The sequence below is a fragment of the Bacillus sp. AY18-3 genome (genome assembly GCF_008042305.1).
Classification (GTDB): domain Bacteria; phylum Bacillota; class Bacilli; order Bacillales; family Bacillaceae_G; genus Bacillus_A; species Bacillus_A wiedmannii.
Map to the genome: position 1 here is coordinate 1 of NZ_QKQR01000036.1, position 26,091 is coordinate 26,091.

23 protein-coding genes are annotated in these 26,091 nt (G+C 36.3%); 11 read left to right on the forward strand and 12 right to left on the reverse strand.

Features of this window, described 5'->3' with window-relative positions; translation table 11 throughout:
• Window positions 1-681: 681 nt before the first annotated feature.
• Window positions 682-3,726, forward strand: a complete 3,045-nt coding sequence (locus DM800_RS25590; protein ID WP_147787908.1) for an efflux RND transporter permease subunit — start codon at window positions 682-684, stop codon at window positions 3,724-3,726.
• A 41-nt stretch (window positions 3,727-3,767) separates the two neighbouring features.
• Here DM800_RS25590 and DM800_RS25595 read toward each other — a convergent pair whose 3' ends face one another.
• From DM800_RS25595 to DM800_RS25610, 4 genes are all read right to left on the reverse strand, one after another.
• Window positions 3,768-4,292 carry a P-loop nucleotide/nucleoside kinase family protein gene (locus DM800_RS25595; RefSeq protein ID WP_147787909.1) on the reverse strand — a complete coding sequence of 175 codons (525 nt, stop codon included), beginning with the start codon at window positions 4,290-4,292 and terminating at the stop codon, window positions 3,768-3,770.
• A gap of 134 nt (window positions 4,293-4,426) precedes the next feature.
• On the reverse strand, window positions 4,427-5,347 hold the full coding sequence (gene pstA / locus DM800_RS25600; RefSeq protein WP_048562942.1) for a phosphate ABC transporter permease PstA: 921 nt from the start codon (window positions 5,345-5,347) through the stop codon (window positions 4,427-4,429).
• Between the two features lie 2 nt (window positions 5,348-5,349).
• Window positions 5,350-6,240, reverse strand: coding sequence for a phosphate ABC transporter permease subunit PstC (pstC, locus tag DM800_RS25605; protein ID WP_000676675.1), 891 nt, complete (start codon window positions 6,238-6,240; stop codon window positions 5,350-5,352).
• Window positions 6,241-6,311: 71 nt separating this feature from the next.
• A complete protein-coding gene (locus tag DM800_RS25610) occupies window positions 6,312-7,214 on the reverse strand; it encodes a phosphate ABC transporter substrate-binding protein PstS family protein (RefSeq protein ID WP_000245097.1) in 903 nt (300 codons plus the stop codon).
• Window positions 7,215-7,723: 509 nt separating this feature from the next.
• On the opposite strand from DM800_RS25610, the gene DM800_RS25615 reads away from it, so the two are divergent.
• From DM800_RS25615 to DM800_RS25625, 3 genes are read left to right on the forward strand one after another with little or no spacing between them, the layout of a single operon-like run.
• Window positions 7,724-7,981 (forward strand): FeoA family protein, encoded by a 258-nt coding sequence (locus tag DM800_RS25615; RefSeq protein WP_000252989.1) that lies wholly within the window; start codon window positions 7,724-7,726, stop codon window positions 7,979-7,981.
• Entirely contained in the window at window positions 7,978-8,700 is a 723-nt protein-coding gene (locus DM800_RS25620) for a FeoB small GTPase domain-containing protein (RefSeq protein WP_046953769.1), read from the forward strand. The genes DM800_RS25615 and DM800_RS25620 overlap by 4 nt, the downstream gene beginning before the upstream one ends.
• Window positions 8,678-10,078, forward strand: a complete 1,401-nt coding sequence (locus DM800_RS25625; protein WP_147787910.1) for a nucleoside recognition domain-containing protein — start codon at window positions 8,678-8,680, stop codon at window positions 10,076-10,078. The genes DM800_RS25620 and DM800_RS25625 overlap by 23 nt, the downstream gene beginning before the upstream one ends.
• Window positions 10,079-10,138: 60 nt before the next feature.
• Here DM800_RS25625 and DM800_RS29390 read toward each other — a convergent pair whose 3' ends face one another.
• The 8 genes from DM800_RS29390 to DM800_RS25660 form a co-directional block, all read right to left on the reverse strand.
• A complete protein-coding gene (locus tag DM800_RS29390) occupies window positions 10,139-10,276 on the reverse strand; it encodes a hypothetical protein (protein ID WP_000493989.1) in 138 nt (45 codons plus the stop codon).
• Between the two features lie 11 nt (window positions 10,277-10,287).
• A complete protein-coding gene (locus DM800_RS25630) occupies window positions 10,288-11,454 on the reverse strand; it encodes a Ger(x)C family spore germination protein (protein WP_141542837.1) in 1,167 nt (388 codons plus the stop codon).
• A complete protein-coding gene (gene gerLB / locus DM800_RS25635; protein ID WP_088121306.1) occupies window positions 11,438-12,562 on the reverse strand; it encodes a spore germination protein GerLB in 1,125 nt (374 codons plus the stop codon). The genes DM800_RS25630 and gerLB overlap by 17 nt, the downstream gene beginning before the upstream one ends.
• The gene (gene gerLA, locus DM800_RS25640; protein ID WP_098190730.1) at window positions 12,563-14,041 is read right to left on the reverse strand and encodes a spore germination protein GerLA; all 1,479 of its coding nucleotides are present in this window, start codon (window positions 14,039-14,041) and stop codon (window positions 12,563-12,565) included.
• A gap of 101 nt (window positions 14,042-14,142) precedes the next feature.
• Window positions 14,143-15,615 carry a sodium:solute symporter family protein gene (locus tag DM800_RS25645; protein ID WP_147787911.1) on the reverse strand — a complete coding sequence of 491 codons (1,473 nt, stop codon included), beginning with the start codon at window positions 15,613-15,615 and terminating at the stop codon, window positions 14,143-14,145.
• Window positions 15,612-15,809, reverse strand: coding sequence for a DUF3311 domain-containing protein (locus DM800_RS25650; RefSeq protein ID WP_087983279.1), 198 nt, complete (start codon window positions 15,807-15,809; stop codon window positions 15,612-15,614). The genes DM800_RS25645 and DM800_RS25650 overlap by 4 nt, the downstream gene beginning before the upstream one ends.
• Window position 15,810: 1 nt before the next feature.
• Window positions 15,811-16,986 (reverse strand): amidohydrolase, encoded by a 1,176-nt coding sequence (locus tag DM800_RS25655; RefSeq protein WP_088061931.1) that lies wholly within the window; start codon window positions 16,984-16,986, stop codon window positions 15,811-15,813.
• A gap of 132 nt (window positions 16,987-17,118) precedes the next feature.
• A complete protein-coding gene (locus tag DM800_RS25660) occupies window positions 17,119-17,829 on the reverse strand; it encodes a C39 family peptidase (protein WP_087983283.1) in 711 nt (236 codons plus the stop codon).
• 379 nt (window positions 17,830-18,208) lie between these two features.
• Between DM800_RS25660 and DM800_RS25665 the strand changes: the two genes are divergently transcribed.
• The 7 genes from DM800_RS25665 to DM800_RS25700 all read left to right on the forward strand — a co-directional run bounded on the left by DM800_RS25665 (window position 18,209) and on the right by DM800_RS25700 (window position 26,085).
• A complete protein-coding gene (locus DM800_RS25665; RefSeq protein ID WP_001076072.1) occupies window positions 18,209-19,624 on the forward strand; it encodes an amino acid permease in 1,416 nt (471 codons plus the stop codon).
• A 282-nt stretch (window positions 19,625-19,906) separates the two neighbouring features.
• Window positions 19,907-20,782: a cytochrome aa3 quinol oxidase subunit II gene (locus DM800_RS25670; RefSeq protein WP_046957295.1), complete on the forward strand. Its 876-nt coding sequence runs from the start codon at window positions 19,907-19,909 to the stop codon at window positions 20,780-20,782.
• Window positions 20,783-20,815: 33 nt separating this feature from the next.
• Window positions 20,816-22,750, forward strand: a complete 1,935-nt coding sequence (gene qoxB, locus DM800_RS25675) for a cytochrome aa3 quinol oxidase subunit I (protein WP_000762383.1) — start codon at window positions 20,816-20,818, stop codon at window positions 22,748-22,750.
• 13 nt (window positions 22,751-22,763) lie between these two features.
• Window positions 22,764-23,366, forward strand: coding sequence for a cytochrome aa3 quinol oxidase subunit III (qoxC, locus tag DM800_RS25680; protein ID WP_000729313.1), 603 nt, complete (start codon window positions 22,764-22,766; stop codon window positions 23,364-23,366).
• Window positions 23,367-23,678 carry a cytochrome aa3 quinol oxidase subunit IV gene (qoxD, locus tag DM800_RS25685; protein WP_000531382.1) on the forward strand — a complete coding sequence of 104 codons (312 nt, stop codon included), beginning with the start codon at window positions 23,367-23,369 and terminating at the stop codon, window positions 23,676-23,678. It begins immediately after the preceding gene.
• 267 nt (window positions 23,679-23,945) lie between these two features.
• Window positions 23,946-25,775, forward strand: coding sequence for a monovalent cation:proton antiporter family protein (locus tag DM800_RS25695; protein WP_147787912.1), 1,830 nt, complete (start codon window positions 23,946-23,948; stop codon window positions 25,773-25,775).
• A 52-nt stretch (window positions 25,776-25,827) separates the two neighbouring features.
• A complete protein-coding gene (locus DM800_RS25700; RefSeq protein WP_000926994.1) occupies window positions 25,828-26,085 on the forward strand; it encodes a DUF4022 family protein in 258 nt (85 codons plus the stop codon).
• Window positions 26,086-26,091: the final 6 nt, after the last annotated feature.

Consider the following 26,091-nt stretch of genomic DNA (forward strand, 5'->3'; position numbering starts at 1 on the left):
GTTCAGTTTTCAAAGAACTTGTCTGCCACTTCAGAAGCGACTTCATCATATTAACATCTTCATTTTTCGATGTCAACTACGTTTTAAAATTTCTTTTTTGTCGTTTTCTGCGTTTCCGCGTCAGCGACGTTTATTAATATACCATCATGATTTTTAAATAACAAGTGTTTTTTTAAAAAAACACAAAAAAATATCCATCCTACTTTCTTCTATATAGAGACACCTCCTCCCATCTATGGAAAACAGCTATTTAAATTGTATACCAATACACTCTAGTAAACCAAACTGTATTTCATAACCCCTTCCTAGATTTTCATTCTCTTCTATATTAAAGCCCTGATCATTTACTTCTCTATAGACTAACAATATAAAAAACAAATCAATCCAAACTAAAAAAATAGATTCACCACTTCCTACATAAAGCAAACATGCCGATTTTTAGTTTTGTTCCTCCACACAAACTATTAATTGAACGAATCGGTTGTTTACAGACAGCTCGATTAGGTAATAGTCTTATCGCTCGGCGAATAGCGGAATAAATAACGAAATTCCAACAAAAACATTAACTTAAGATTATTGTTAGAATTTTTTTACATTTAATTAATGAAAAATATCCATTTTTTGTTATATAGTAAGGAAGGACGTACTCAACTATAAATAAACCAATGGAGGAATTACTTTATGGATAGGTTAACAAAGTTTTCATTAAAAAACCGCGCCGCTGTTATCATCATGGTTTTTCTCATTTCCGTACTTGGCGTTTATTCCGGATCTAAATTACCTATGGAATTTTTACCAAGCATCGATAATCCAGCAGTCACTGTCACAACCTTATCTCAAGGACTCGACGCTGAAGCGATGACAAAAGAAGTAACTGATCCCCTCGAAAAACAATTTCGCAATTTAGAACACATCGACAGCATCACCTCTTCTACGCACGAGGGGTTATCACGTATCGATATCGCGTATACATCCAAAGCAAACATGAAAGACGCAGCACGCGAAGTTGAAAAGGCCATTAACACAATTAAATTACCTAAAGATGCAACTAAACCCATAGTTAGCCAATTAAATACTTCTATGATTCCACTCGCTCAAATTGCTATCCAGAAGCAAAACGGATTTTCAAAAGCAGATGAAAAACAAATCGAAAAAGAAATAGTACCACAGCTCGAAAGCATTGATGGTGTTGCCAACGTTATGTTTTTCGGAAAATCAGCCTCTGAATTATCTATCATACTAGACCCAAACCAATTAAAAGATAAAAACGTAACAACAGAACAAATATTAAAAGTTTTACAAGGAAAAGAAACTTCTACTCCAGCTGGAGCAATTACCGTTAATAAAGAAGAATATAACCTTCGTGTCATTGGGGATATAAAAAATGTAGATGATATTAAAAACATAACCGTTGCACCTCAAGTAAAATTGCAAGATGTTGCTCAAATTGAACTTAAACAACACTACGATACAATCTCGCATATAAACGGAGAAGAAGGAACCGGATTAATCATCATGAAAGAGCCAAGTAAAAATGCAGTTGCAATCGGAAAGGAAATCGATAAGAAAATCAAAGATATAAGTAAACAATATAAAGATCAGTTTTCTATTAAACTTTTAGCCTCAACTCATGAGCAAGTTGAAAATGCTGTTACTAGTATGGGCAAAGAAGTAATTCTTGGAGCAATTGCTGCAACTCTAATTATCTTAATCTTTTTGCGTAACTTCCGAACGACACTCATCGCCGTTGTCAGTATTCCATTATCTATTTTATTAACACTCTTTTTACTACACCAATCTAACATCACACTTAACACCTTAACGCTCGGTGGTTTAGCAGTTGCAGTTGGACGTCTCGTTGATGATAGTATCGTTGTCATCGAGAATATTTTCCGTCGTTTACAAAAAGAATCTTTCTCTAAAGATATTATTCTCGATGCAACGAAAGAGGTCGCCGTCGCAATTACTTCTTCTACTTTAACAACAGTCGCTGTTTTCTTACCTATCGGCCTCGTATCAGGAGTAATCGGAAAATTAATGTTACCTATGGTATTAGCAGTTGTATATTCTATACTATCATCCTTAATCGTTGCACTAACAGTTGTTCCACTTATGGCTTTTTTACTACTCAAAAAAACAAAGCACAAAAAGCCAAGTTCTTCACCACGATATGTCGCTACATTAAAGTGGGCTCTTTCGCATAAATTCATTATTTTACTTACTGCTTTTTTATTATTCGCAGGATCGATTGCAGCCTATGTATTACTACCGAAAGCGAACATAAAATCTGAAGACGACACAATGTTATCTATTAATATGACTTTCCCAGCTGATTACGCTCCTGAAACACAAAAACAAAAAGCCTTCGATTTCGAAAAGAAATTACTTTCTAATTCGGATGTAACAGATGTTATTTTACGAATGGGATCTAGCGCAGAAGATGCACAATGGGGGCAAACGACAAAAAATAATCTTGCCAGTATATTTGTAGTCTTCAAGAAAGGCTCTGATATTGATCAATATATTAAAGAGTTAAAGAAAGAACATAAAGCTTTTGAGCCTGCTGAACTAGATTATATAAAAACGAGTTATTCAAGCTCTGGTGGTGGCAACAATTTGCAATTTAACGTAACAGCAACTAACGAAACGAATTTAAAAGAGGCTGCTACTATCGTCGAAACAAAACTAAAAGATATGGCTGCTCTCTCTAAAGTAAAAACAAATTTAGAAGACTCTAAGAAAGAATGGCAAATCCATGTTGATCAAACAAAGGCCGAACAACTAGGCTTAACACCAGAATTAGCAGCACAACAAGTAGCATTCCTTATGAAGAAATCACCTATTGGTGAAGTTTCAATCAATAATGAAAAAACAACTATTATAATAGAACACAAAAAAGAAAACATCACTAAACAAGAAGACATTTTAAACACAAACATACTATCACCTATCAATGGACCAATTCCTTTAAAAGACATTGCAACTATTTCAGAAAAGAAACTTCAAACAGAAGTCTTCCATAAAGACGGAAAAGAAACGATTCAAATTACTGCCGAGGCCTCAAATGAAGATTTAAGTAAAGTAAGCGCAGAAGTAAACGAAACGATAGCTAACTTAGACTTACCTAGCGGCGCAAAAGTAACTATTGCAGGTGCAACTGAATCTATGCAAGAGAACTTCACAGATTTATTCAAAATTATGGGGATTGCAATCGGGATTGTATATTTAATTATGGTTATCACCTTCGGACAGGCGCGCGCTCCTTTTGCAATTTTGTTCTCCTTACCATTAGCTGCTGTTGGCGGTATTTTAGGATTAATCATTTCAGGAACACCCGTTGATGTAAATTCCTTGATCGGCGCATTAATGTTAATCGGGATTGTCGTTACAAACGCGATTGTATTAATAGAAAGAGTGCAACAAAATCGGGAACACGGAATGGAAACAAGAGATGCCTTACTAGAAGCGGGATCCACTAGATTACGTCCAATCATTATGACAGCTATAACAACAATCGTCGCTATGCTCCCTCTCCTATTTGGTCAATCGCAAGCAGGAAGCATGGTATCAAAAAGTCTTGCCGTCGTTGTCATCGGTGGTTTAGCAGTCTCAACCGTTCTTACATTAGTAGTCGTTCCAGTTATGTATGAACTATTAGGTAAAATCGGAAGAAAAAGACGCTCTCGTAGAAAAATAAGCACTTCCACAGAAACACCTGATATTTAAAAGAAAAGCGTTATCTTCATGAATGAAGATAACGCTTTTCTCTACCTACTCATATAATCCATCATTTTTTGAGCATATCGCTCTAGAGGTTTATCAGAATCTACAATAAGATATTCAGTATTCGAAGGTCTCTTACTACCATCTAACCACTTTTTAAAAGCTACTTCCGAATCCACTTTTCCAATCTGACCGGCCATACGTTTACGTGTTTGCAGCCTATGATTAATCTCTTCCATATCATTAAGGTAACATTCGATATATTTATATTTTACACCATGTTTATTAGACAATTTCATTCCTTTTTCAACCATCCCTTCATATAGACACGGACTATCCAATATAACACTATGCCCTTGTTCTAAATAAGAATCAATCAATGCCCATTCAATATCGTATGATACTCCTCCAACAATTGTCGATTCAATCCCTTTCATTTCTAATGATTGTAACAATGCCGATTTCAAAACGTCATGATCTACAATTACAGCACCTGTTAACTTCGCTATATACTTAGAAACTGTCGATTTTCCCGATCCAGGAAAACCTGACATTTGTAGAAAAAACAAATTAACTTCTCCTCTCATCTGTACCTATTCATCTATATAATCAATTACAAATTCAACAATCATTACATCCATTCCTTCTATATTAAAATACAAAAAGAACTCTCTACTTATAAGTAGAGAGTTCTTTTTGTATTTTATGCTGCTTTTACCTTCTTCGTCGTTTTACTTTTTCTTTTCGTTCCTGTAAAACGCTTATGCAATATAGATGCTACCAAGCGCGAAATAACATTGAATAGTAATACCATAATAATTAATACAGCTGCAGATTTTGTCGCAATCAACTTTGCATCCGGAATAACTCCTTCAGAATTTAACTTCCAAATGTGAACCGCTAACGTTTCAGCTGGTCTAAATGGATTTAGAGGATGGGCAGGACTTGAGAAGTCCGCTGCTGAATTTAAAATCGGGGATGTTAAACCCGCTGTGTAAATTAACGCTGCCGCTTCACCAAATATACGACCTGCCGCTAAAATAATACCTGTAATAATTTGCGGTAATGACGACGGAATAATGATACGAGCAATTGTTTGCCATTTCGTTGCACCTAATCCAAGACTTGCCTCTTTTACATTATGAGGCACTTCTGAAATCGCATTTTCACAAACACGTGTTAAACCTGGTAAGTTTAAAATAGTTAAAGCAAGAGCACCGCCCATTACTGTGTATCCCCAACCTGTCATGGTAACGAACACTAACAAACCGAATAAACCAACAACAATCGAAGGTAACGACGCCATTGTCTCAATACATAAACGAACAAAATTTAAAAAGCGCCCTTGTTTTGCGTACTCTGCTAAATATATTCCAGCCCCTAACCCAAGAGGAATAGATATAACAAGCGTTATAACAAGCATGTAGAAGGAATTGAATAACTGTGGACCAATCCCACCACCAGCTCTTGTATTACTTGGTTCTCCAAACAAGAAATCAGGATCCCAAAATCCCCATCCCTTTTGCAGAATTTCAAACACTAAGAATACTAGCAGAGCTACAACTAAAGCTGCAACTGCATAAAAGATACCTGTCCAAATTTTATTTACCGTTCTTGCATTCATTATTATCGCTCACCTCTTTGCCCAATCGCTCGAATTACTAAAATAAACAGGAATGAAATAACAAGTAAAATCATCGCTAAAGTCCATAGCGCATTATTCCAAGCAGTTCCGTTTAATGTATTTGTCATGTCCATTGTCAAAATACCAGTTAACGTCGCTGTCGGGCTATATATTCCTTCTGGTAATTTAATTGTGTTCCCGATTACCATTTGAACCGCTAATGCTTCACCAAAAGCACGCGCTAAACCTAAAACAACACCTGTTAAAATCCCTTTTTTCGCAGCAGGAACAATCACTCGGCTAACCGCTTGCCATTTCGTCGATCCTAGACCATAAGAAGCTTCTAAATAATCAAATGGAACAGAGCGTATTGCATCAGAAGCGATACTAGCAATAGTAGGTAAAATCATAATACTTAATACAACAATACCCGCAATTAGACTAAATCCCACTCCCCCGAACGAATCACGTAATAGTGGCACTAAAATCGTAACCCCTAATAATCCGTATACAACCGAAGGAATACCAACTAATAATTCTAAAACGGGCTTCAATACTTTATTTCCAAACTTTGGCGAAATTAAATTCATGAATATAGCAAGAGCTATAGCAATTGGCGCACTAATAATAACCGCACCTAACGAAACCACCGTTGAACCTACAATAAAAATCAAAGCCCCGAAGGTTCCTTCGTCAGCATTTGGATTCCATTTTGTCGATGTTAACATCTCAGTAAATGAGATACCACTTTGTGTAAAAGATTGAATACCTTTACCGCAAATAAAAGCAATAATAGCTAATGTAATTAAAACAATAAAAATACCACAAAACGTAACAAGCGATCTTCCTATATATTCACTTTTTACGTAATTAATTTGTTTTTTCCCCTTCATCACAGGTCAGACCCCACTTCATAGATTGAAATGAACAGGACTGGCCTTGCAGCCAGCCCCATAAAAATTTATTACTTATTTAATTTAGACATTGGGATGTAACCCATATCTTCTACTTGCTTTTCAAAGTCTTTGCCTTTTACATAATCAATGTAAGCTTTCGTTGCTTCTTTCGCTTCACCTTTTGTTACCATGTACTCGTAAGACCAGAATGGATATTTACCAGACGAAATGTTTTCAACTTTTGGTTCAGAACCATCAATTTTCACTGTTTGTAGCGCACCTTTTTTATCGCCAACCATGTAAGACATTGCTAAATAACTTACTGAACCTGGAGTAGAATTGATCGCTTGCTCTACTGCACCGTTAGAATCTTGTGTTGTACCAGTTCCATCGTTAATTTTCGCTTCTTTCATAACTGTCTTTTCAAATGTAGCACGTGTACCAGATGAAGCTGGACGGTTAATTACGTTGATTTTTTCATCTTTCCCGCCTACCTCTTTCCAGTTTGTTACTTTCCCAGTGAAGATATCTTGTACTTGTTGCACTGTTAAGTTATCAACTTTTACATCTTTATTTACGACAAGCGCGAATGCAATACCCGCAACCTTGTTATCTACTAATTCTTTCGCTTTTTCAGCATCTTTTATTTTATCCCCTGATGGAACATCTGAATTACCAATTTGTACTGCACCCGATGCTACTTGGTTAATCCCAGTTCCACTACCGCCACCTTGCACTTGAATAGAAACTTTTGAATTTTTCTCCATGAATTTCTTTCCAGCTTCCTCCGCAAGAGGTAGAAGAGCTGTAGAACCAGCTGCTGCAATCGTACCTGATAATTCTTGTTTTGTATTATCGCTTCCTTTAGCAGTTTCTTTACTAGCTGTATCATCTGCTTTCCCACATCCAACTAACGCTCCTGCTACCACTAAAGCCGCTAAAGAAAATTTAATACCTTTTTTCATAACCATGTCTTGTACCCCCATTTGGATTCTCACTTTTCGAATTCATTTTCTTTCGAACACAAATTCATTGTAGGACAACAATATTATGTGAGTGTTAAGCAATTTTTAATTTTAAGTAAATGACGATAATAGCCCTTAAAAGCTAGGAATCCCAACATTTATAGTTAAAGAACCCAACAAAATCCACACTAATTAAGCAGTAATGTAAATTTATTCTTAACAATGTAAATTCAATGTAAATGTTTTTCGCTCTTTTCCCCTTTTAATTAAAAATACATTTACAAATACATTGTATCTTTTAACTTTTACACTCTTACTTTATTTACCTTCAACAGAATTTCAGTAATATTTTTTAGTACAACTAAATAAATTGGAACAATTCTAAAAATAAATGAATATTTTTAAAGTACCAATTGACAGCATCATCCAATGTAGTCTACTATATTATTAACAAAAAGTTTACCTAAGGAAACTTTTTAAACTTAAACAAACAATATAGAGATGAGGTAACTTTTATGGTATCGGCTAATACAAAACCACTTTCCGAGTTTAAGACAGGAGAGTTTGTACAAATTGAGAAGATACAATTAGAAGGAACTATGAAACGACGTTTATTAGACTTAGGATTTATCCCTGGGGCAACAATTAAAGTATTACAGCGCAGTCCGCTTGGAGATCCGGTCGCTTATCAAGTAAGCAATACAACTATCGCACTACGTAAGGAAGAAAGTTCCCTTATTTTCGGGGTATTAATAGGAGATGATTTCAGATGAGCAAACATCGTATTGCTTTAGCTGGCAACCCGAACACCGGGAAAAGTACATTATTTAACACTTTAACAGGCTTAAAACAACACACTGGAAACTGGACGGGAAAAACTGTTTTAAAAGCTGAAGGGGAATATGAACATAACGGAAGTAAATATACATTAATAGATTTACCTGGAACTTACTCACTATATTCAAATTCTGCGGATGAAGAAGTAGCAAGAGATTATATTATATTTGAAAAACCAGAAGTAACTGTAGTTGTTATAGATGCAACTGCAATGGAAAGAAATTTAAATTTAGCCCTCCAAGTGATGGAAATGACAAGCAATGTAGTCATTTGTATTAATTTAATTGATGAAGCGGAGAAAAAAGGCATCGTTATTGATGAAAAGAAATTAGCAAAATCGCTCGGTGTACCTGTAGTTAAGATTTCTGCTCGTAACCGAGTAGGTATTGGGCATTTGCTAAGTGTTATCGCTAAAGTAGCAAATAAAAAATTAATTCCAACACCAATTAAAATTTCTTACAGTGAAAAAATCGAAAATATGATTCAGGAATTAGAACCACAAATTTATAAAGTGTTCGGTGATACGTATCCAGCACGTTGGATTGCGTTACGTATATTAGATGGAGATAAAAATTTCTTAACTACACTTCAAAAACACCATAATGAACCACTTGTAAGGGAGGTCGTAATGAATGGAATCTCACTCAGCCAGTAAAGCTCTTCCATTAGACTATATTATTCAACATGCACAAGCACTCTCAAAAGAAGATATACGAGATGATATTGTCGGAGATATTTATCGAACATCTGCAAGCATATGTAAAGAGTCTGTTCAATATACAAATACTGATAAATTGTATCGTTCTGAAAAACTAGATAAAATTTTCACATCTCCAATCTGGGGATTTCCAATTATGCTCGGTATTTTATCTATTATTTTTTATCTTACAATTGCAGGTGCTAACGTACCATCTGATATGATTGCTGAGTTTTTCGGATGGGCCGAAGGATATTTAACATCTTGGTTCCAGGCAGCACATGCACCCGAATGGCTACATGGCATTTTAATACTTGGTTTATTCCGTGGTATCGGTGCTGTTATTAGCGTTATGTTGCCACCTATGGCAATCTTTTTCCCTATGTTCGCACTATTAGAAAACTACGGATATTTACCACGTGTCGCTTTTAATATGGATCGCTTATTTAAACGTTCCGGTGCACATGGCAAACAATCTTTAACAATGGCAATGGGATTTGGTTGTAATGCAGCCGCTATTATGTCAACGCGTATTATTGAATCACCACGTGAACGTATGCTTGCAATCTTAACAAACAACTTCGTTCCTTGTAACGGTCGCTGGCCTATGTTAATTTTAATGGCTTCATTATTTATGGCTGCTGGTTATACAGGTAGTATGCAAACATTAGTTACTGCTGGCGTTGTAGTTGGAATGGTTGTAATTGGTGTTATTATGACATTAACTGTTTCTTGGGTACTATCAAAAACAGCTTTAAAAGGTGTGCCAACTCACTACACTCTTGAGTTACCACCGTACCGTAAGCCAAAAGTTTGGAATACAATTGTACGTGCAACACTCGATAAATCAATTTATGTTTTAAAACGAGCTATCGTTGTAGCTGCCCCTGCGGCTGCATTAACTTGGTTACTAGCTAATATTTTCATCGGTGACACAAGCTTACTTATGTATTTTGTAAACTTCCTAGATCCATTCGCTAAAATGTTAGGACTTGATGGATTCATTTTAGCTGCGTTCATTCTTGGACTACCAGCGAATGAAATTGTTATCCCGATTTTATTAATGTCTTACTTATCAACCGGAGCTTTAACTGAAATAGATGATTTTAACCAAATTAAAAATCTATTCTTAGAAAATGGCTGGACTTGGTTAACAGCGTTAAACACAATGTTGTTCTCACTTCTTCATTTCCCATGTGGAACAACACTGGTTAACATATATAAAGAAACAAAAAGTGCAAAATGGACATTCTTATCGTTTGCAATCCCTACCGTTATCACCATTGTTGTGACATTCCTCTCTACACAATTGGTACATTGGTTAGGGCTTTTATAAGCAAAGCATACATAGAAGGTATCCCCCTTCACATTTGCTTTGCGCGAAAGAAACCTGAAATCATTCAGGTTTCTTTTTTTGTGCATCAGTATTCCAAGGCTGTGCTCCATACGTTGTGAGTTTCTTATGAATAAAGTATATGGCTCCCGGAAGAACTGCCATTAATATCGTGCAACTAATCCCTAATCCAGTAAACAACTTACATCACCTTATTTCACTCTTTTCGGTAAGGCGGAACCTGAATGCTCAATTGTCGGGTGAACATGAACAGTAACCTCCGCATTACTAAAGTAATTTTCACCTTGATCCCAATTCTTATCTATCTTCTTCCATTCTTTATAATTATGCCGCTTATATACTTCTCCTAACGCTAATACATCTACCTTATATTTTTTTTGAACAAGCTTAATCGATTTTTGGATACGCTTCTCCATTTCTTCCGCAATGGTTTTCTTTAATCCCTTTTCATTCATAATTTGTTTATGATCACTAAAATGTAACTCTGCTAAAGTCCCTTCCAAAGATAAATGGATATCAAACTTCGGTTTTGTAGCATTTTCCGTAGATACTTTAATCTTTCGGCGCATCTTATGAATTTCGTATGTAACAAGCTGACCTTGTTTACGGATAGTAAAGAACCCTCCAATTTTTTTACCTATTACATAATTCATTCCTAATGTTTCTTCTCCATTCAAACTGCCTACACACTTATTATCTTTTCCACGAAACAACGCTGCCCCGTTCATTTGTACCCCCTGCTTTGTTAGTTCTAGAATAGGTAATACGAAACTTCGGTTAGCAATCATTTTTTGCTGTACCTCACCAATTCTTGCAGCTTCAATCATTTGAGCATTTTTCGGAGGATGCTCAGCTAACATATCAATATACTGCGCCGGTAAGTTCTCAGGCTTGGCACTCTGCTTTAAAATAGCTTCTGCATTTTTCTTAGAAACGAACAAACGAATATTTCTTCTCATCTCGTGATCACGAATATATACATCTAACGTATTTTGTAAAACATATGGATTCGCTAATAAATCTTTAGAAAAAATTATCACTTGTATGTGCGGAAAGAATAATGAGCGACTAATTTTTTTAGAGATAATTCGTATTTGCTCAAAGACACTATCTGCTTTCGCACTAACATTAATATAATTCTCACTATCTCGACCGCTTTGGCCACCTTGCTGCGCTAACTTACTGGGAAGTACCATCTGATACGTCCCTTTCATAATTGGATTTGATTTCTTTTTTTTCACAATATCATAGGCTGCACCTACTACAAATCCCCTTTCTTCTATCTCCTCTAACTCAGAACACCCACTCATAAATCCAACTACAGCTATAACCATTATAAATTTAAGAAGGTGTTTCATTTCCACCATTCCTTCTTTTTATTTTATATACAATTAAAACGAGCAAAGGCGCTAACACAACAAATCCCATATCTATCCAAGCTAAATAAGTTCCGTAATGTGATAATGAATCTAAATTACTCGGTATCATATTCACCATAAAAATAATAGGAGCACTTACGAAAATAAAAATATGTTTCTTCACTTTCGGAAACATAGCACAAAACAATAAAGATGCGACGTCATAATACATTGCTGTAGTGTTATAAATAGTAATAATCCAAGTCGTAAAAAAAATCGCATCAAATCTTTCTAAAAAACCTCCACCAATTTCAATTTCTTTACCCAATTCAATTGTTGGATACGTCAATCCACGGGTTGTCATATACGAAAAAACGCTAATACAAGTTACATAAATTAAAATGTATGACAGCACATTTACCATCACTGCTTTTGCAACTGCCATTGGCGCTTTTTTCGCTGTCTTATCGTTCAACATCACAGCATAAAACAGAGCTACCTCAAATCCGATAAATGTGAAAATAGAGTTTTTAACTCCTACAGCATATTGACTTGCGTTCGTTTGAAAAGCTGGTAGTAAATTGTTTATTTCCATTAAATTTATATTCAATAAAGAAAGCAACACTATCGCAATGAGCACGATAGGTAAGAATAGAACATTTAACCTTACTAAAGCCGCTCTCGATCCTGCTACTCCATAAATAACAACTAATAAGAAGAAGAAAGAGAGTAGCTGTATTGGTGTATCACTAAATAAATATGTTTGTGAAATAATTGCAATCATTCGTGACTCATATGCTGTCAAAGCAGCAAACGTTAATACTAAAATGCTACTAATTGTGTATGCAACAGGCTTTGTCAAATGCGTACTCGTATATTGAACAAAGTTTTGTTTCGGGAATAAAATAGCTACCCTCGTTACAAACCAACCTAAAACTGCACATATCAATCCACCCAGAAGCAAAATAATCCAACCGTCTGAAAATAAAGTTTGGTTAGCGATATCTCTTGGCATAGACAATGCTCCTATACCAATAATTGTTGAAGATACCGCAAACCCAATTTCCCGAGATCCAATCTCTTCATCGCCATACTCAAATGGTTTCAATTACTCTCGCTCCTTTGGACGTAATGTAGCGTCTTTCGTTTGTAAATATTCCGGTCTCTCTTTCAACATCGATTTTGGCATACGAATAAGTTCTTCTTTCCAATCTTTATAAAATGCAGGAGCGATAGGCGTTGTATACGGCACCCCGACACTCTTCAAATTCGTAATATGAACCGCAAGTGCAATAAGAGCTAAAATAATTCCATACAAACCAAAAGCAGTCGCCGCTAAAACAAAGACAAAAAGTAAAATCCGAAACGTAATCGTAATACTATATACAGGCAGTGAAAATGTAGCAATAGCTGTAACCGCAATAATGATAACTAAAAACGGATTTACAATTCCTGCGTTCACCGCTGCTTCTCCGATTACAAGACCACCTACAATCCCAATTGTTTGCCCCATCGGTTTCGGCAACCTAATTCCCGCTTCTCGTATTAACTCCATCGTTAATGCCATCATTAACGTTTCTATATAGGCTGGAAACGGAACACCTTCCCTGGCTCCAGCGATTGAATAAGCCAGTTTAGAAGGGATAAGTCCTTGGTGATATGATACGAGAGCTACATACATCGCTGGCATTAAAACTGCAACTATGCCAGAACCCATCCGCAAAATTCTTAATAAAGTCCCAATTACCCAACGCTCATAGTGATCTTCCACAGATTGAAAAATATCAACGAATACTAACGGAGCTATAAGGGCAAACGGTGATCCATCCACCAAAATAGCAGCCTTTCCTTTCGCTAATGAGGCCACAATATTATCAGGCCTTTCCGTATTCAAAAACTGCGGGAACGGTGACAAATTATTATCTTGAATTAATTGCTCAATCGTACCCGTCTCAAAAACGACATCTGTCTCTATTGATTGAAGACGCCGATCTAACTCTTTTACAATGTAAGGGTTAATAATGTCTTCTATATATACTAACGTCACTTCTTTTTGGGATCTCTTCCCCATAATATAAGATTGAAACCTCAGCTTCGGGTCACGTAAAGTACGGCGAATTAACATTTTATTCACGTTAATATCTTCATTTAACCCAATCCTCGGTCCACGTATTAAATCTTCTGTTACCGGCGGTTCTAAACTTCTTTTTTCCCACGCTCTACTATTAATCACGATAGCGGTTGGAATATTATCAATTAATATAACTGTATCTCCCGCTAAAATCGCATTTATAATATCCGGAAACGTTGTCTTCTTACCAACTTCCGCAATAGAAATAAAGCGATCCAATAACGTTTGAACAACAGCTTCTTCTTTTTGTACTTCTTCATATTGAAGTGTACGAACTACATATTTATAAACATTATCCTTATCTGTTAACCCACATAAAAAAATAACCGCACAGCGTGTAAAACTACCAGCAAGGGCAACTTCCCTAATTGTTAAATCATTAGGCGAACCTAACTCATCCCTAATTTCTTTCATAACTTCAAATAAGTTACCTTTTAACTCTAACAATTCCCCCACCTAACTTCCTTTTCAACAAGTTTTTAGTTAGATTCCGCTAATAGAAGAAAATATATACAAAAAAGAGCTATCTCTTTTCAAAGATAGCTCTAGCACACGGATTACTTTTCTACTATTATATTGTCTGTCTTTATAGACACATTTCTCGTGAACCCGCTAACGATAAACATCACAATCATATTCATTAACAATGCGACTATACCTACATTTAAATCTTTTATATATTGAGGGAAAGCTGGAAACATCGTAGCTATAGTTGAACCAGATAAAGTAATATATGCGACCACTAACAACCCAATCCCCATCCCTGCAATTGCCCCTTGCTTCGTAATAACTTGACGTGGAAACAAACTACATACAAGTGCAGGGAAAAGTTGTGTCACTATACTATATCCCATTAAAAGAAGTGCCCCTATTGTTTCTCCACCTTTAAAAGTGAACAAAACAGCTACAATCGTTACTACAGGCACAAATAATTTTGCCACTTTAGCAACTTGTCTATCTGAAGCAGATGGGACCATTGTTCGGTAAATGTTTTTTGCTAATAAAGTAGACGCCGCCATAACAAGCATGGAACCCGGAACTAATGCTGTTAATACTCCTGCACTACCAATAATCCCAATAAACCATGGATCAAATGTTTGAAGAGCGAGACGGAATAACGAAAGGTCTACATCCCCTCCCTTTAACCCTGGAACTTGCAGTATAGCAGCAAAACCTGCAAAGAATACGAAAAGCAATACTAAAGAATAAAGGGGCATGATCGCCGCATTTTTCCTAAATACTTTTTCATTTTTTGCAGAGAAAGCAGAAGCAAATGTATGGGGCCACATATAGAAACCGAGAGCTGTTAATACAATAGTAGAAACAAACCAAGAAATGCTCATCCCTTCATCAGGTAAAGATAAAAATCCTGGTTTCGCTGCTTCTACCGCTTCAAACATCGGCTGAAATCCCCCGTAATAATGGTACGGTAAATATATACCTAAAAACATAACGATAAACAGTATCATAATATCCTTCAAAGCTGCTGTCCAAGCAGAGCCGTGTATACCTGAAACCATTACATATATCGTTATAACAATTGCACCAATCCACACTGCAATAACCGGTGATACCCTTCCGTAAGATGCTTCCGAAACGATAATTCCTAATCCTTTTAACTGTAAAACAAGGTATGGAATAATCGAAATAACCCCAATGACAGAAACGATAATGCCAAGTGTCTGACTCTTATATTTCTTCACAAAAAAATCTGGCTGCGAAACAAGATTATGCTCTTTCGCATACTTCCAAACTGGCGGCAATAAAAAGTAAGATAAAATATAAGCTAGTGCACCATAACCTAAAATATAGAAAGTAGGTGCTCCTTTACTATACGCCCATCCACTTCCGCCTAAAAATGTAAACGTCGTATAAATTTCACCTGCCATAAGAAGAAAAACAAAAATAGTGCCAAATCCTCTTCCACCAACTGACCATTGCTCTAAATTCATATCTTTTCCATGTTGTGCCCGAATTCCTAAAAATAGTGCAAGAAACAAAAATAATATAATGATAAGTAATGCGATCATTTTACATCCCCCTTATTAGCAGGATCAAATACGTACACAAGTCCCATACAAAGAGACGTAATGAGCACCGATAATAATACCCAAAACAATAAAAATGGCATCCCTAATACGTAAGGAGTAACTGAATTAGCAAATACAGGTCCAATAACTAAACAAAAAACTGGAATAAGCGCTAATACGTGTATTTTCTTCATCTCATTCTCCTTTACTTATAAAATTCATAATGGATGATACAAAGACTTCCACGCCAATCGGTAATGCATCTTCATCAATCGTAAAACGAGGATGATGGTGAGGATATATAATTCCTTTCTCGTTATTTCCCGCTCCGATAAAAAAGAATGTACCTGGCGCCTTTTGTAAAAACGCTGAAAAATCTTCTCCAGCCATCGTCGGCTGTAAACGAGTCACTTGCTCTCTTCCATAAAGCTGTAATGCTGTTTGCTCAATAATCTCTGTAACTTCATAATCATTTACTACTGGTCGATATCCATATTCATAAGAAAATGTATATTTCGCCCCGTAAGATTCCGTCACATGCTTCACAATTCGTTCAATCCTTTTCTCTGTTTCTTCTCGCAACTCATGTCTTAAACTCCGCACTGTCCCTTCAATCTCCGCTTGTTCTGGGATCACATTATGGGTTGTCCCAGCATGAAATTGCGTAACAGATACTACAAGGGGATCTAATGGATTCGTGAGGCGAGATACAATGTGCTGAAGTTGCGAAACAACTTGTGTACCGATTGCAATGCTATCAACCGTTTCATGAGGGATTCCAGCATGTCCACCTTTTCCTTCTATCGTAATTTTAAAAACATCTGGGGCTGCCATTGCAGGACCATAAATTACACCTATTTTACCAACCTCTAACGATGCCCAAAGGTGAGCACCAATAATATAATCCACACATTCCATTACACCCGCTGCAACCATTTCCTCTGCACCGCCAGGAAAGTTTTCTTCTGCATGTTGGAAGAGAAAACGAATCTCTCCTTTAATCTTCTCTCTTTCTTCTACTAACTTATGTACGACCCCAAGTAATATCGCTATATGTCCATCATGGCCACATGCATGCATCACACCTGGATATGTAGAAATAAAATCAAACTCATTTTCTTCATGAATAGGAAGCGCGTCCATGTCAGCACGAACCGCGATGGTTTTACCAGGTTGCTTACCAATTAACCTTGCCATTACACTATATTTAGTAGGTCTTGACACTTCTAAATATGGGATTTTTTGAAGTATATCGAATACAAACTGTGATGTTTTTTCTTCTTGAAAAGATAACTCTGGATACTTATGAAAATGCCTTCTCCACTCAATTAATTGATTTTTCGATAAAACCAGTTCCTTTGCAACATCCATTTCTCTTCGCCCCTTCTTCACCAAGTTAAATGTTATTATAGCGTGAATCGTTAACTTTTAAAAGAATCTTCTGAATCTTCCGTTATAATAACTTAAAAATAAAAAGCCATCAAAAAGATGACTTTTTCAGTATTATAAAATAGTAATCGCTTGTTTCCCCATTTGCTCCCAAGCTTTCTCAAACTCTGCTCGCGGAACAGCAAAACGCGGATTATTTTTAAGTGGATCATTTACATATACAAAGTTTTGATCATACCCAACTATTACTACACTATGTTCATAATATGTAATTTTCACTTCGCCAGAGCTTGTATTCCATGTTTCAAAACTACTCTCGGCTAGTGGCTTAAACGTTGTATTAATAATGACCCATACTGGCGAACCGGAACTAACTACTTTATACATATCTTGCACGTCTCTACCTGTTAAATTAACTACTTTTTCAGGAGCATATTTTTCTGCTAAATTAAAAATGGGTTGATTATATACACCATATCCTGGCTCTGTCTTCGTATAAATATTTCCAACGAACCCCTCATAAGGATTTCCACGTAAACCATTTTGTTCAAATGGAACACGATGAATTTCGCTAGCAAGTTGCATCTTATCTACTTGTATACCTTTGTATTGTAGCAACATAGCCAAACTTGTAACTTCACATCCACGAGGTAATTCTGGTAACTGCTTTATAAACGGAACATTTTCAATCATAGTCGCTTCTTTCATTTCAGATAAAAACTCTAAACGGAACACTTGCGCCTTTTGTATAATTTTATCTTTCCCTATAAAAAACGCGGCAGCAAATATAATTCCAAAAATAAAAAGATATTTTAACTTTTTCATTTTAAACAAAACTCCATTAATTATTATTTTACAGACATACCTCTTATCATTGTACCTTTCTTCTTACTAGTTTGCTAGAAAGATTCTATGAATTATTGTTCACACTTCCATCGTTATAAAATTCTAATTATTTTTAATAAAAAGAAAAAACAATATACTTTTCTGAATATTTTTGCTAAAATCAAAATAATTAACATAGTGAAGATATCACCTTGTTAATAAAAACATTCTTAGAGTATTTAGTCATAGTTCGCATTTTACATACTCCATTCATTTCATAATAAATAAGCCGAGTATGTGTCACATCCCCCACTAATGATTAAAAACTCGGAATGAAAATCAATTCATACATACAAGAAAATAACGGGGTGAGGGGCATATGAATCAACAAGTAGAACAAACAGATTTAAAACGAACAATGAAAAGTAGACACCTATTTATGATTGCACTTGGTGGCGTTATCGGAACTGGCCTATTTATGGGATCTGGTCAAATCGTCCATAACGCCGGTCCTGGTGGTGCTATTCTTGCATTTTTAGTCGGTGGATTTGTTATGTATTTAACGATGTTATGTCTTGGTGAATTATCAGTTGCTATGCCAGAAGCAGGTTCATTCCAAAGCTATGCAAGCAAATTTATTTCACCTGGTTTTGGATTTGTTGTCGGTTGGATGTATTGGTTAAATTGGGCTGTTACGGTTGGGGTAGAGTTAACAACTGTAAGTATTTTAATGAAACGTTGGTTTCCAGACGTTTCTTCGTGGATTTGGTGTGTTACATTTGCAGCAGCACTCTTTCTTGTAAACGCATTATCAGCAAAAGCATATGCAGAAGCCGAATTTTGGTTCGCAAGTGTAAAAGTCGCAACCATTGTTATTTTCATCGTACTCGGTGGTGCAGTTATGTTCGGTCTACTAGACTTTAATGGAAAACCAGCGCCAATGCTTCACAATTTCACTGAAAATGGCGGATTATTTCCAAACGGTGCATTAGCTGTTCTTCTTACGATGATTACAGTAAATTACTCCTTCCAAGGAACAGAATTAATCGGAATTGCTTCAGGAGAAAGTGAAAACCCTGAGAAAACAATTCCAAAAGCGATTAAAAATACCATTTGGCGAACTCTCTTCTTCTTCGTCCTAGCAATATCAGTTGTTGTAGGTTTACTCCCATGGCAAGAGGCTAATCTAGTCGAAAGTCCATTTGTACTTGTATTTGATGTGGCTGGTGTTCCATATGCAGCTGACATTATGAACTTTGTTATTATTACAGCAGTATTATCCGTAGCCAACTCTGGTCTATACGCAAATTCTCGTATGCTTTGGGCGATGGCAAAACAAGGAATGGCAAGTCCAGCTTTTACGAAGTTAACTAAAAAAGGAGTGCCACTAAACGCATTAATTTTCAGTCTAATTTTTGCAAGTTTGTCTCTATTAACAAGTATATTTGCGGCAGATACTGTCTTTTTAGTTTTAACATCTATTGCAGCTATGGCCGCTGTCGTAGTTTGGATGTCAATCGCAGCTTCACAGTTTTTCTTCCGTAGAAATTTCTTAAAAAACGGCGGGGACATTAATGATTTAAAATATCGCACACCGCTTTATCCAATCGTTCCAATCGTAGCATTCTCACTCAATTTCATTACATTTGTTAGTTTAGCTTTCATTCCAGATCAGAGAATTGCTCTTTATTGTGGTATTCCATTTATGATTTTTTGTTACATTTTATACCAATTAAAATATAAAAAAGTTGTCACATTTGAACAACAAATAAATCTAAAAAAAGAAGTAAACTAAATATACAAAATATTCAGCTATCTTTCTTATCATAAGATAGCTTTTTTCTATTTCTTGGATATCTTGGTATAACTTTATTTATCTTAAAATTTCCACAATCACGTTTTTCACTGGAAAATAGTTTACAATGTTATCAAGTTACAAATGATATTCACCTTAAAAAGTGTGCATTTGTGTCTATTTTTTAACAATATCACAAAAACTATTGCCATCTATAAATTAATAGGTTTATATTGTTTTATTGGCATAGTTTCAATCCAAGGAGAAAGGAGATTTTCAATCGTGCAACTAAAGAAAACGTTTTGGAAGCTGGCTTCGCTTCTTCCGTTATCATTACTTCTGTTCCTCGGCGGCTGTGATAAGAAACTCGCAGTATTAAATCCGCAAGGACCTGTTGCAAAAGCACAGTATGATTTAATTGTTTGGTCATTCTTGCTTATGTCATTAATTATCGCAATTGTATTCATCTTGTTTACAGTCATCTTGATTCGTTATCGTGAAAAACCAGAGAATATGGACTACGAGCCACCTGAACAACACGGTAACACATTATTAGAAATTATTTGGACGCTTGTTCCTGTTATTATTGTTATCGCATTATCGATTCCAACAGTAAAAGCAACGTATGCTTCGGAAGAGGTTCCGGCAGAGTCCAAACATATTAAACCAGTTGAGATTTATGTTACATCTGCAAACTGGAAATGGTTATTCAGTTACCCAGAGGAAAAAATTGAAACCGTTAACTATTTAAACATCCCAGCTGGTGTACCAATTCAATTCAAACTGACTTCTGTCGGTCCAATGAATGCTTTCTGGGTACCAGAACTTGGTGGTATGAAGTACACTATGGATGGCATGATTATGGATCTTTATTTACAAGCTGATAAGCCTGGTTCTTACCTAGGCCGTAGTGCGAACTTCTCTGGTGAAGGATTCACACATATGGAGTTCGAAGTTGAAGCAAAAACTAAAGAGAAATATGACAAGTGGGTTAAAGAAGTACAACAAACTGCTCCTAAACTAACAGAAGATAAGTACAACGAAATTGTTAAACCTGGTGTAGTTGGTCGTATGACATTCTCTAGTCACCACTTAAGTTATGTAGATCCAAAATCACTTGAATATTGTGATTACAACTACTACAAAAACAAAAAATAATAGCTATTATTCCAACAGATTGGAGTGAACACAGTGAAGCTTGATGAATTCTTTGTCACAGGTGACCCGATTATTTACGGTGCAGACGCTTCTATCGTTCTTGTGACATTAGCAATCATTTTCGTACTAACAAAGTATAAAAAATGGAAATGGCTTTGGGACGAATGGTTAACAACTGTTGACCATAAAAAGATTGGGGCCATGTATATTATCTCTGCGGTTATCATGTTATTCCGTGGTGGTATGGACGGTTTAATGATCCGTGCACAGTTAACATTCCCAGAAACAACTTATTTAAATGCTGAACACTATAACGGAATCTTCACAACACACGGTACAGTTATGATTCTTTTCATGGCGATGCCATTCGTTATGGGATTAATGAACCTTGTAGTACCATTACAAATTGGTGCTCGTGACGTTGCATATCCGTTCTTAAATGCTTTAAGTTTCTGGTTATTCTTCGTCGGAGCAATGTTATTCAACATCGCTTTCGTAATCGGTGGTTCTCCAGACGCTGGGTGGACTTCTTACTTCCCAATGGCAGGTACAGAGTTTACTTCTGGTGTAGGAAATAACTACTACGCAATTGCATTACAGATTTCAGGTCTCGGTACGCTAATGACCGGTATTAACTTCCTTGTTACTATCTTAAAAATGCGTACACCTGGTATGACTTTAATGAGAATGCCAATGTTTACTTGGTCAATCTTAATTACAACAGTTATCATTATTTTCGCTTTCCCAGTATTAACAGTTGCTCTTGCATTAATGACATTTGACCGTCTATTCGATGCTCACTTCTTTACGATGGCGAGCGGCGGTATGCCAATGTTATGGGCCAACCTATTCTGGGTATGGGGTCACCCTGAAGTATATATCGTTATTTTACCGGCATTCGGTATTTTCTCTGAAATCATTAGTACATTCTCACGTAAACGTCTATTCGGTTACAGTGCGATGGTATACTCAATGGTTGCAATTTCTTTACTAAGTTTCGTCGTATGGCTTCATCACTTCTTCACGATGGGTGCAGGTCCAGCGGTTAACTCATTCTTCTCGATTTCGACAATGGCGATTTCGATTCCAACCGGGGTTAAGATCTTTAACTGGTTGTTTACACTGTATAAAGGACGTATTCGTTTTACAGTTCCAATGCTTTGGTCATTGGCATTTATTCCAAACTTCGTAGTCGGTGGGGTTACAGGGGTTATGCTTGGTATGGCAGCAGCTGATTATCAGTACCATAACAGCTACTTCCTAATTGCTCACTTCCACTACGTATTAATCGCAGGTACAGTATTCGCTATGCTTGCTGGATTCACATTCTGGTATCCAAAAATGACTGGTCATATGTTAAACGAACGCCTAGGTAAATGGACATTCTGGATCTTTATGAGCGGATTCAATATCTGTTTCTTCCCAATGTACTTCTTAGGTTTAGACGGTATGACTCGTCGTATGTACACTTACTCTGAAAGTCTTGGATGGGGATGGCTAAACCAAATCGCATCTGTTGGTGCGGTAATGATGGGTATTGGTTTCCTAATTCTTTGTTACAATGTAATTTGGAGTGCTCGTCACGGTGAACGTGACACAACTGGAGATCCATGGGATGGCCGTACACTTGAATGGGCAACTCAATCTCCTGTACAACATTACAACTTCGCGAAACTTCCTGAAATCAAAGAAGCTGATGCTTTCTGGTACATGAAAAAACGCGGAGAAACAGTTACACCAGCAGCAGAAGATATCAAACCAATTCACATGCCAAGTAACTCTGGTGTGCCTATTATTGCGTCTTTATTCTTCGGTCTTGCAGGTTTCGCATTAGTATTTAGCTGGTTCTGGCTTGCAGCAATCGGTGGCGTTGGTATTTTAGCTTGCTTAATCTATCGTTCATTCGATTATGATGATGGCTACTACGTAAGCGTTGATGAAATTAAAGAAACAGAACATATAGCATGAGAGGTGAAATGATATGGCGGCTTTAGATAAAAGCTTACCTTTGGAATATCAATCCGAGCAAAGCAGATTGAATATCCTAGGATTTTGGATTTTTCTTGGGGCTGAAATTATGCTGTTCGCAACACTTTTCGCCTCTTATCTAGTACTTGCTGGTCGTACGGCAGATGGCCCAACCCCAGCGCAACTGTTTGAACTTAAAACGCTTTTAATTCAAACATTACTACTTTTAACAAGTAGTTTCACATGTGGTATCGTAATTCACGAAATGCGTAAGCACAACCAAAAAGCAATGCTTGGATGGTTCATCCTTACATTACTTTTAGGTGCAGGTTTCCTATTCTTTGAAATCGAAGAGTTCATTATGTACATCGGTGAAGGCGCAACAATTCAAACAAGTGCTTTCCTATCTGCATTCTTCGTTCTTCTTGGAACGCACGGAGCCCACGTAACAGGCGGTATCATTTGGGCAATTTGTGTTATTATCCAAATTTTAAAACGAGGTTTAACACCAGTTACAGCTCGTAAAGTATTTATTATCAGCTTATACTGGCATTTCCTTGATCTTGTTTGGGTCTTTATTTACACACTAGTTTACTTGAACGGGATGGTGGCGTAAATGGGTCAAAATAACAATCAAGCAAACGGGCATGCGCATAGCGGATTCCCTTGGTCACACGTTTTCGGATTTATTTTATCGCTTGCACTAACGTTTCTAGCGTTATACGTGGCACTTTATACAAACTTGCCACTTTCAACAATCTTAACAACTATTATCGTAATGGCTGTTGCGCAAGCGTTGTTACAATTAATTATGTTCATGCATTTAAAAGAAGGAGAAGGAAGAGTTCAAATTCTTACAATGATATACAGTTTCTTCGTTGCAACTGCAACAGTTGGTTTAACTGTATGGATCTTCTTCTCAATGTAATGTACATGAAAAAGACTGCTGAGATTCCTCAGCGGTCTTTTTTTATCCCGCATTAACGAGCAGTAAGACCCCACTGATTAAAGTTTCACTTATCCCCTCCCCTATTACATCCACATTACGAAATTAACAACAGAATCATGAAAAATATACTTATTATGACAAATCTTAAGAAAACTCTTTCTTTATGAAATCGAATCCATATGCGTTGCTTTTCTACCTATTATATGGCTAAATAGGTACTATATTTATTTGAAGGGAGAGAACGCAATGGAACATCATACTTCTGTTCTATCACTTATGGTTGTCGTTGCAATCGCGTTTTTCGTTCCCCTTTTGTTACAACGCTTTAAATTAAAAGCACTTCCTGTCGTTGTTGCAGAAATCATCGCAGGAATCTTTGTAGGTAAAAGTGGGTTTAATATTATTGAGCCAGATATGTGGCTTCAAGTCTTATCGACACTAGGATTTATCTTCTTAATGTTCTTAAGCGGTTTAGAAATTGATTTTTCTATCTTTAAACAAAAAGGGAAAAAGAATACGACAAACGAACCAAACACATTCCAAGCAGCAAGCATTATCTTCTTATTTATTTTCATCTTATCTTATGCCCTATCATTACTATTCGTATGGCTAGGATTCGTGGATAATGCAATGTTTATGACTTTAATTATTTCAACTATTTCTTTAGGTGTTGTTGTACCAACATTAAAAGAAAATAACTTAGGAAAAACGGCAATCGGACAAATCATTTTATTAGTCGCTGTTATTGCAGATTTAGTTACAATGATTTTACTCGCTGTATTCGTCGGATTAAATTCCGAAAGCGGCCAAAGCATGTGGCTCCTTCTTCTTCTATTCGGCGCTGGTATTGTTATTTACTTCGTTGCAAAACGCTTTAAAAACATTCCATACTTAGATAGCTTAAAAGCTGGTAGTGTACAAATTGATACACGAGCTGTTTTTGCACTCATCTTAATATTAGTTGGGTTATCTGAATCTGTTGGAGCTGAAAATATTTTAGGTGCCTTCTTAGCAGGGGTACTCGTATCGTTATTATCACCAAATGAAGATATGATTGAAAAACTGGATTCCATCGGCTACGGTTTCTTCATCCCTATTTTCTTCGTAATGGTTGGTGTGAATCTAGAAGTTTGGTCTATTTTTAAAGAACCTTCTAGCATGCTAATGATCCCAATTTTAATTGTAGGACTCTTTATCTCAAAACTGTTACCATCACTCGTCTTACAAAAATGGTATCCACGTAATATCGTACTAGGAAGTGCCATCTTATTAACATCGACACTTTCTTTAGTTATTGCAGCTGCACAAATTGGTGAAAAACTAGGAATCATCAGTCCGAGTTTATCTGCTTCCCTTATTTTAAGCGCAGTTATTACTTGTATTTTTGCACCTATATTATTTAAAAAGATGTTCCCAAAAGTAGAAACACCAAAACCAAAAGTTTCTATTATTGGTGCGAGCAGAATTACCCTTCCGTTATCACTTGATTTAAAACGAGAAGATTATGACGTAACACTTTATATGATGCGTCAAAATAAAATAAATGATGAGGAAGCGAAATCACATGACTTCCCTATCGTAAAATTAGATGACATCACAATCGCTTCATTAACTGAACAAACAGCATTTAACGCAGACCGCGTTGTTGTTGCAACAAGTGATGATGAACAAAACTTATTATTGGCGGAACACGCAAAAGATCTAGGTGTTGAACATGTTATTGCAAGTGTAGAAGATCCACTTCTACAAGAAAAAGCAACGCAAGAACATATCGCCGTATTCTCAACAATTAACTCTACACGTATTCTGTTACGTGCACTAATTGATAAACCGAGTCTCGTTCGCTTAATTACAACAGCAAATGAAACAGTTCGTGAAGTTGAACTACGTAGCAATACATATAACGGTGTTGCACTACGTCGCCTTCCGTTTTTAGGGGATGTACTCGTCATTCAAATTTACCGCGGTAATAAAGCATTAATCCCGCATGGTGATACGAGACTACAACATGGTGATACATTGCTTGTCACAGGTTCAAAAGAACATATTGATACGTTGAAAAACATATTAGAATAAAAAATGCCCCTTACATAATTGAGGGGCATTTTTTTCCATTCCATATGGTAAAATGTTACTATCACATATTATGAGGATGGATCACATTATGTCTATTGTAACTTTAGCTCTTTTATTATTGGCGGAAATACTCGTTGCCATTATTCTCATCGGTGTTAGCATTGAAATTTGTAGTTACGGATGGAAAAAATCGAATGGAATAAAATACTCTTGCCTCTTACTTTCACTCCTTCTCGGAACTGCTAGCATACTCGGACTTTTCGCCGCACCTGCCTATTTCTTTATACAACTAACAGAAAACGCCTTATAAGAAAGG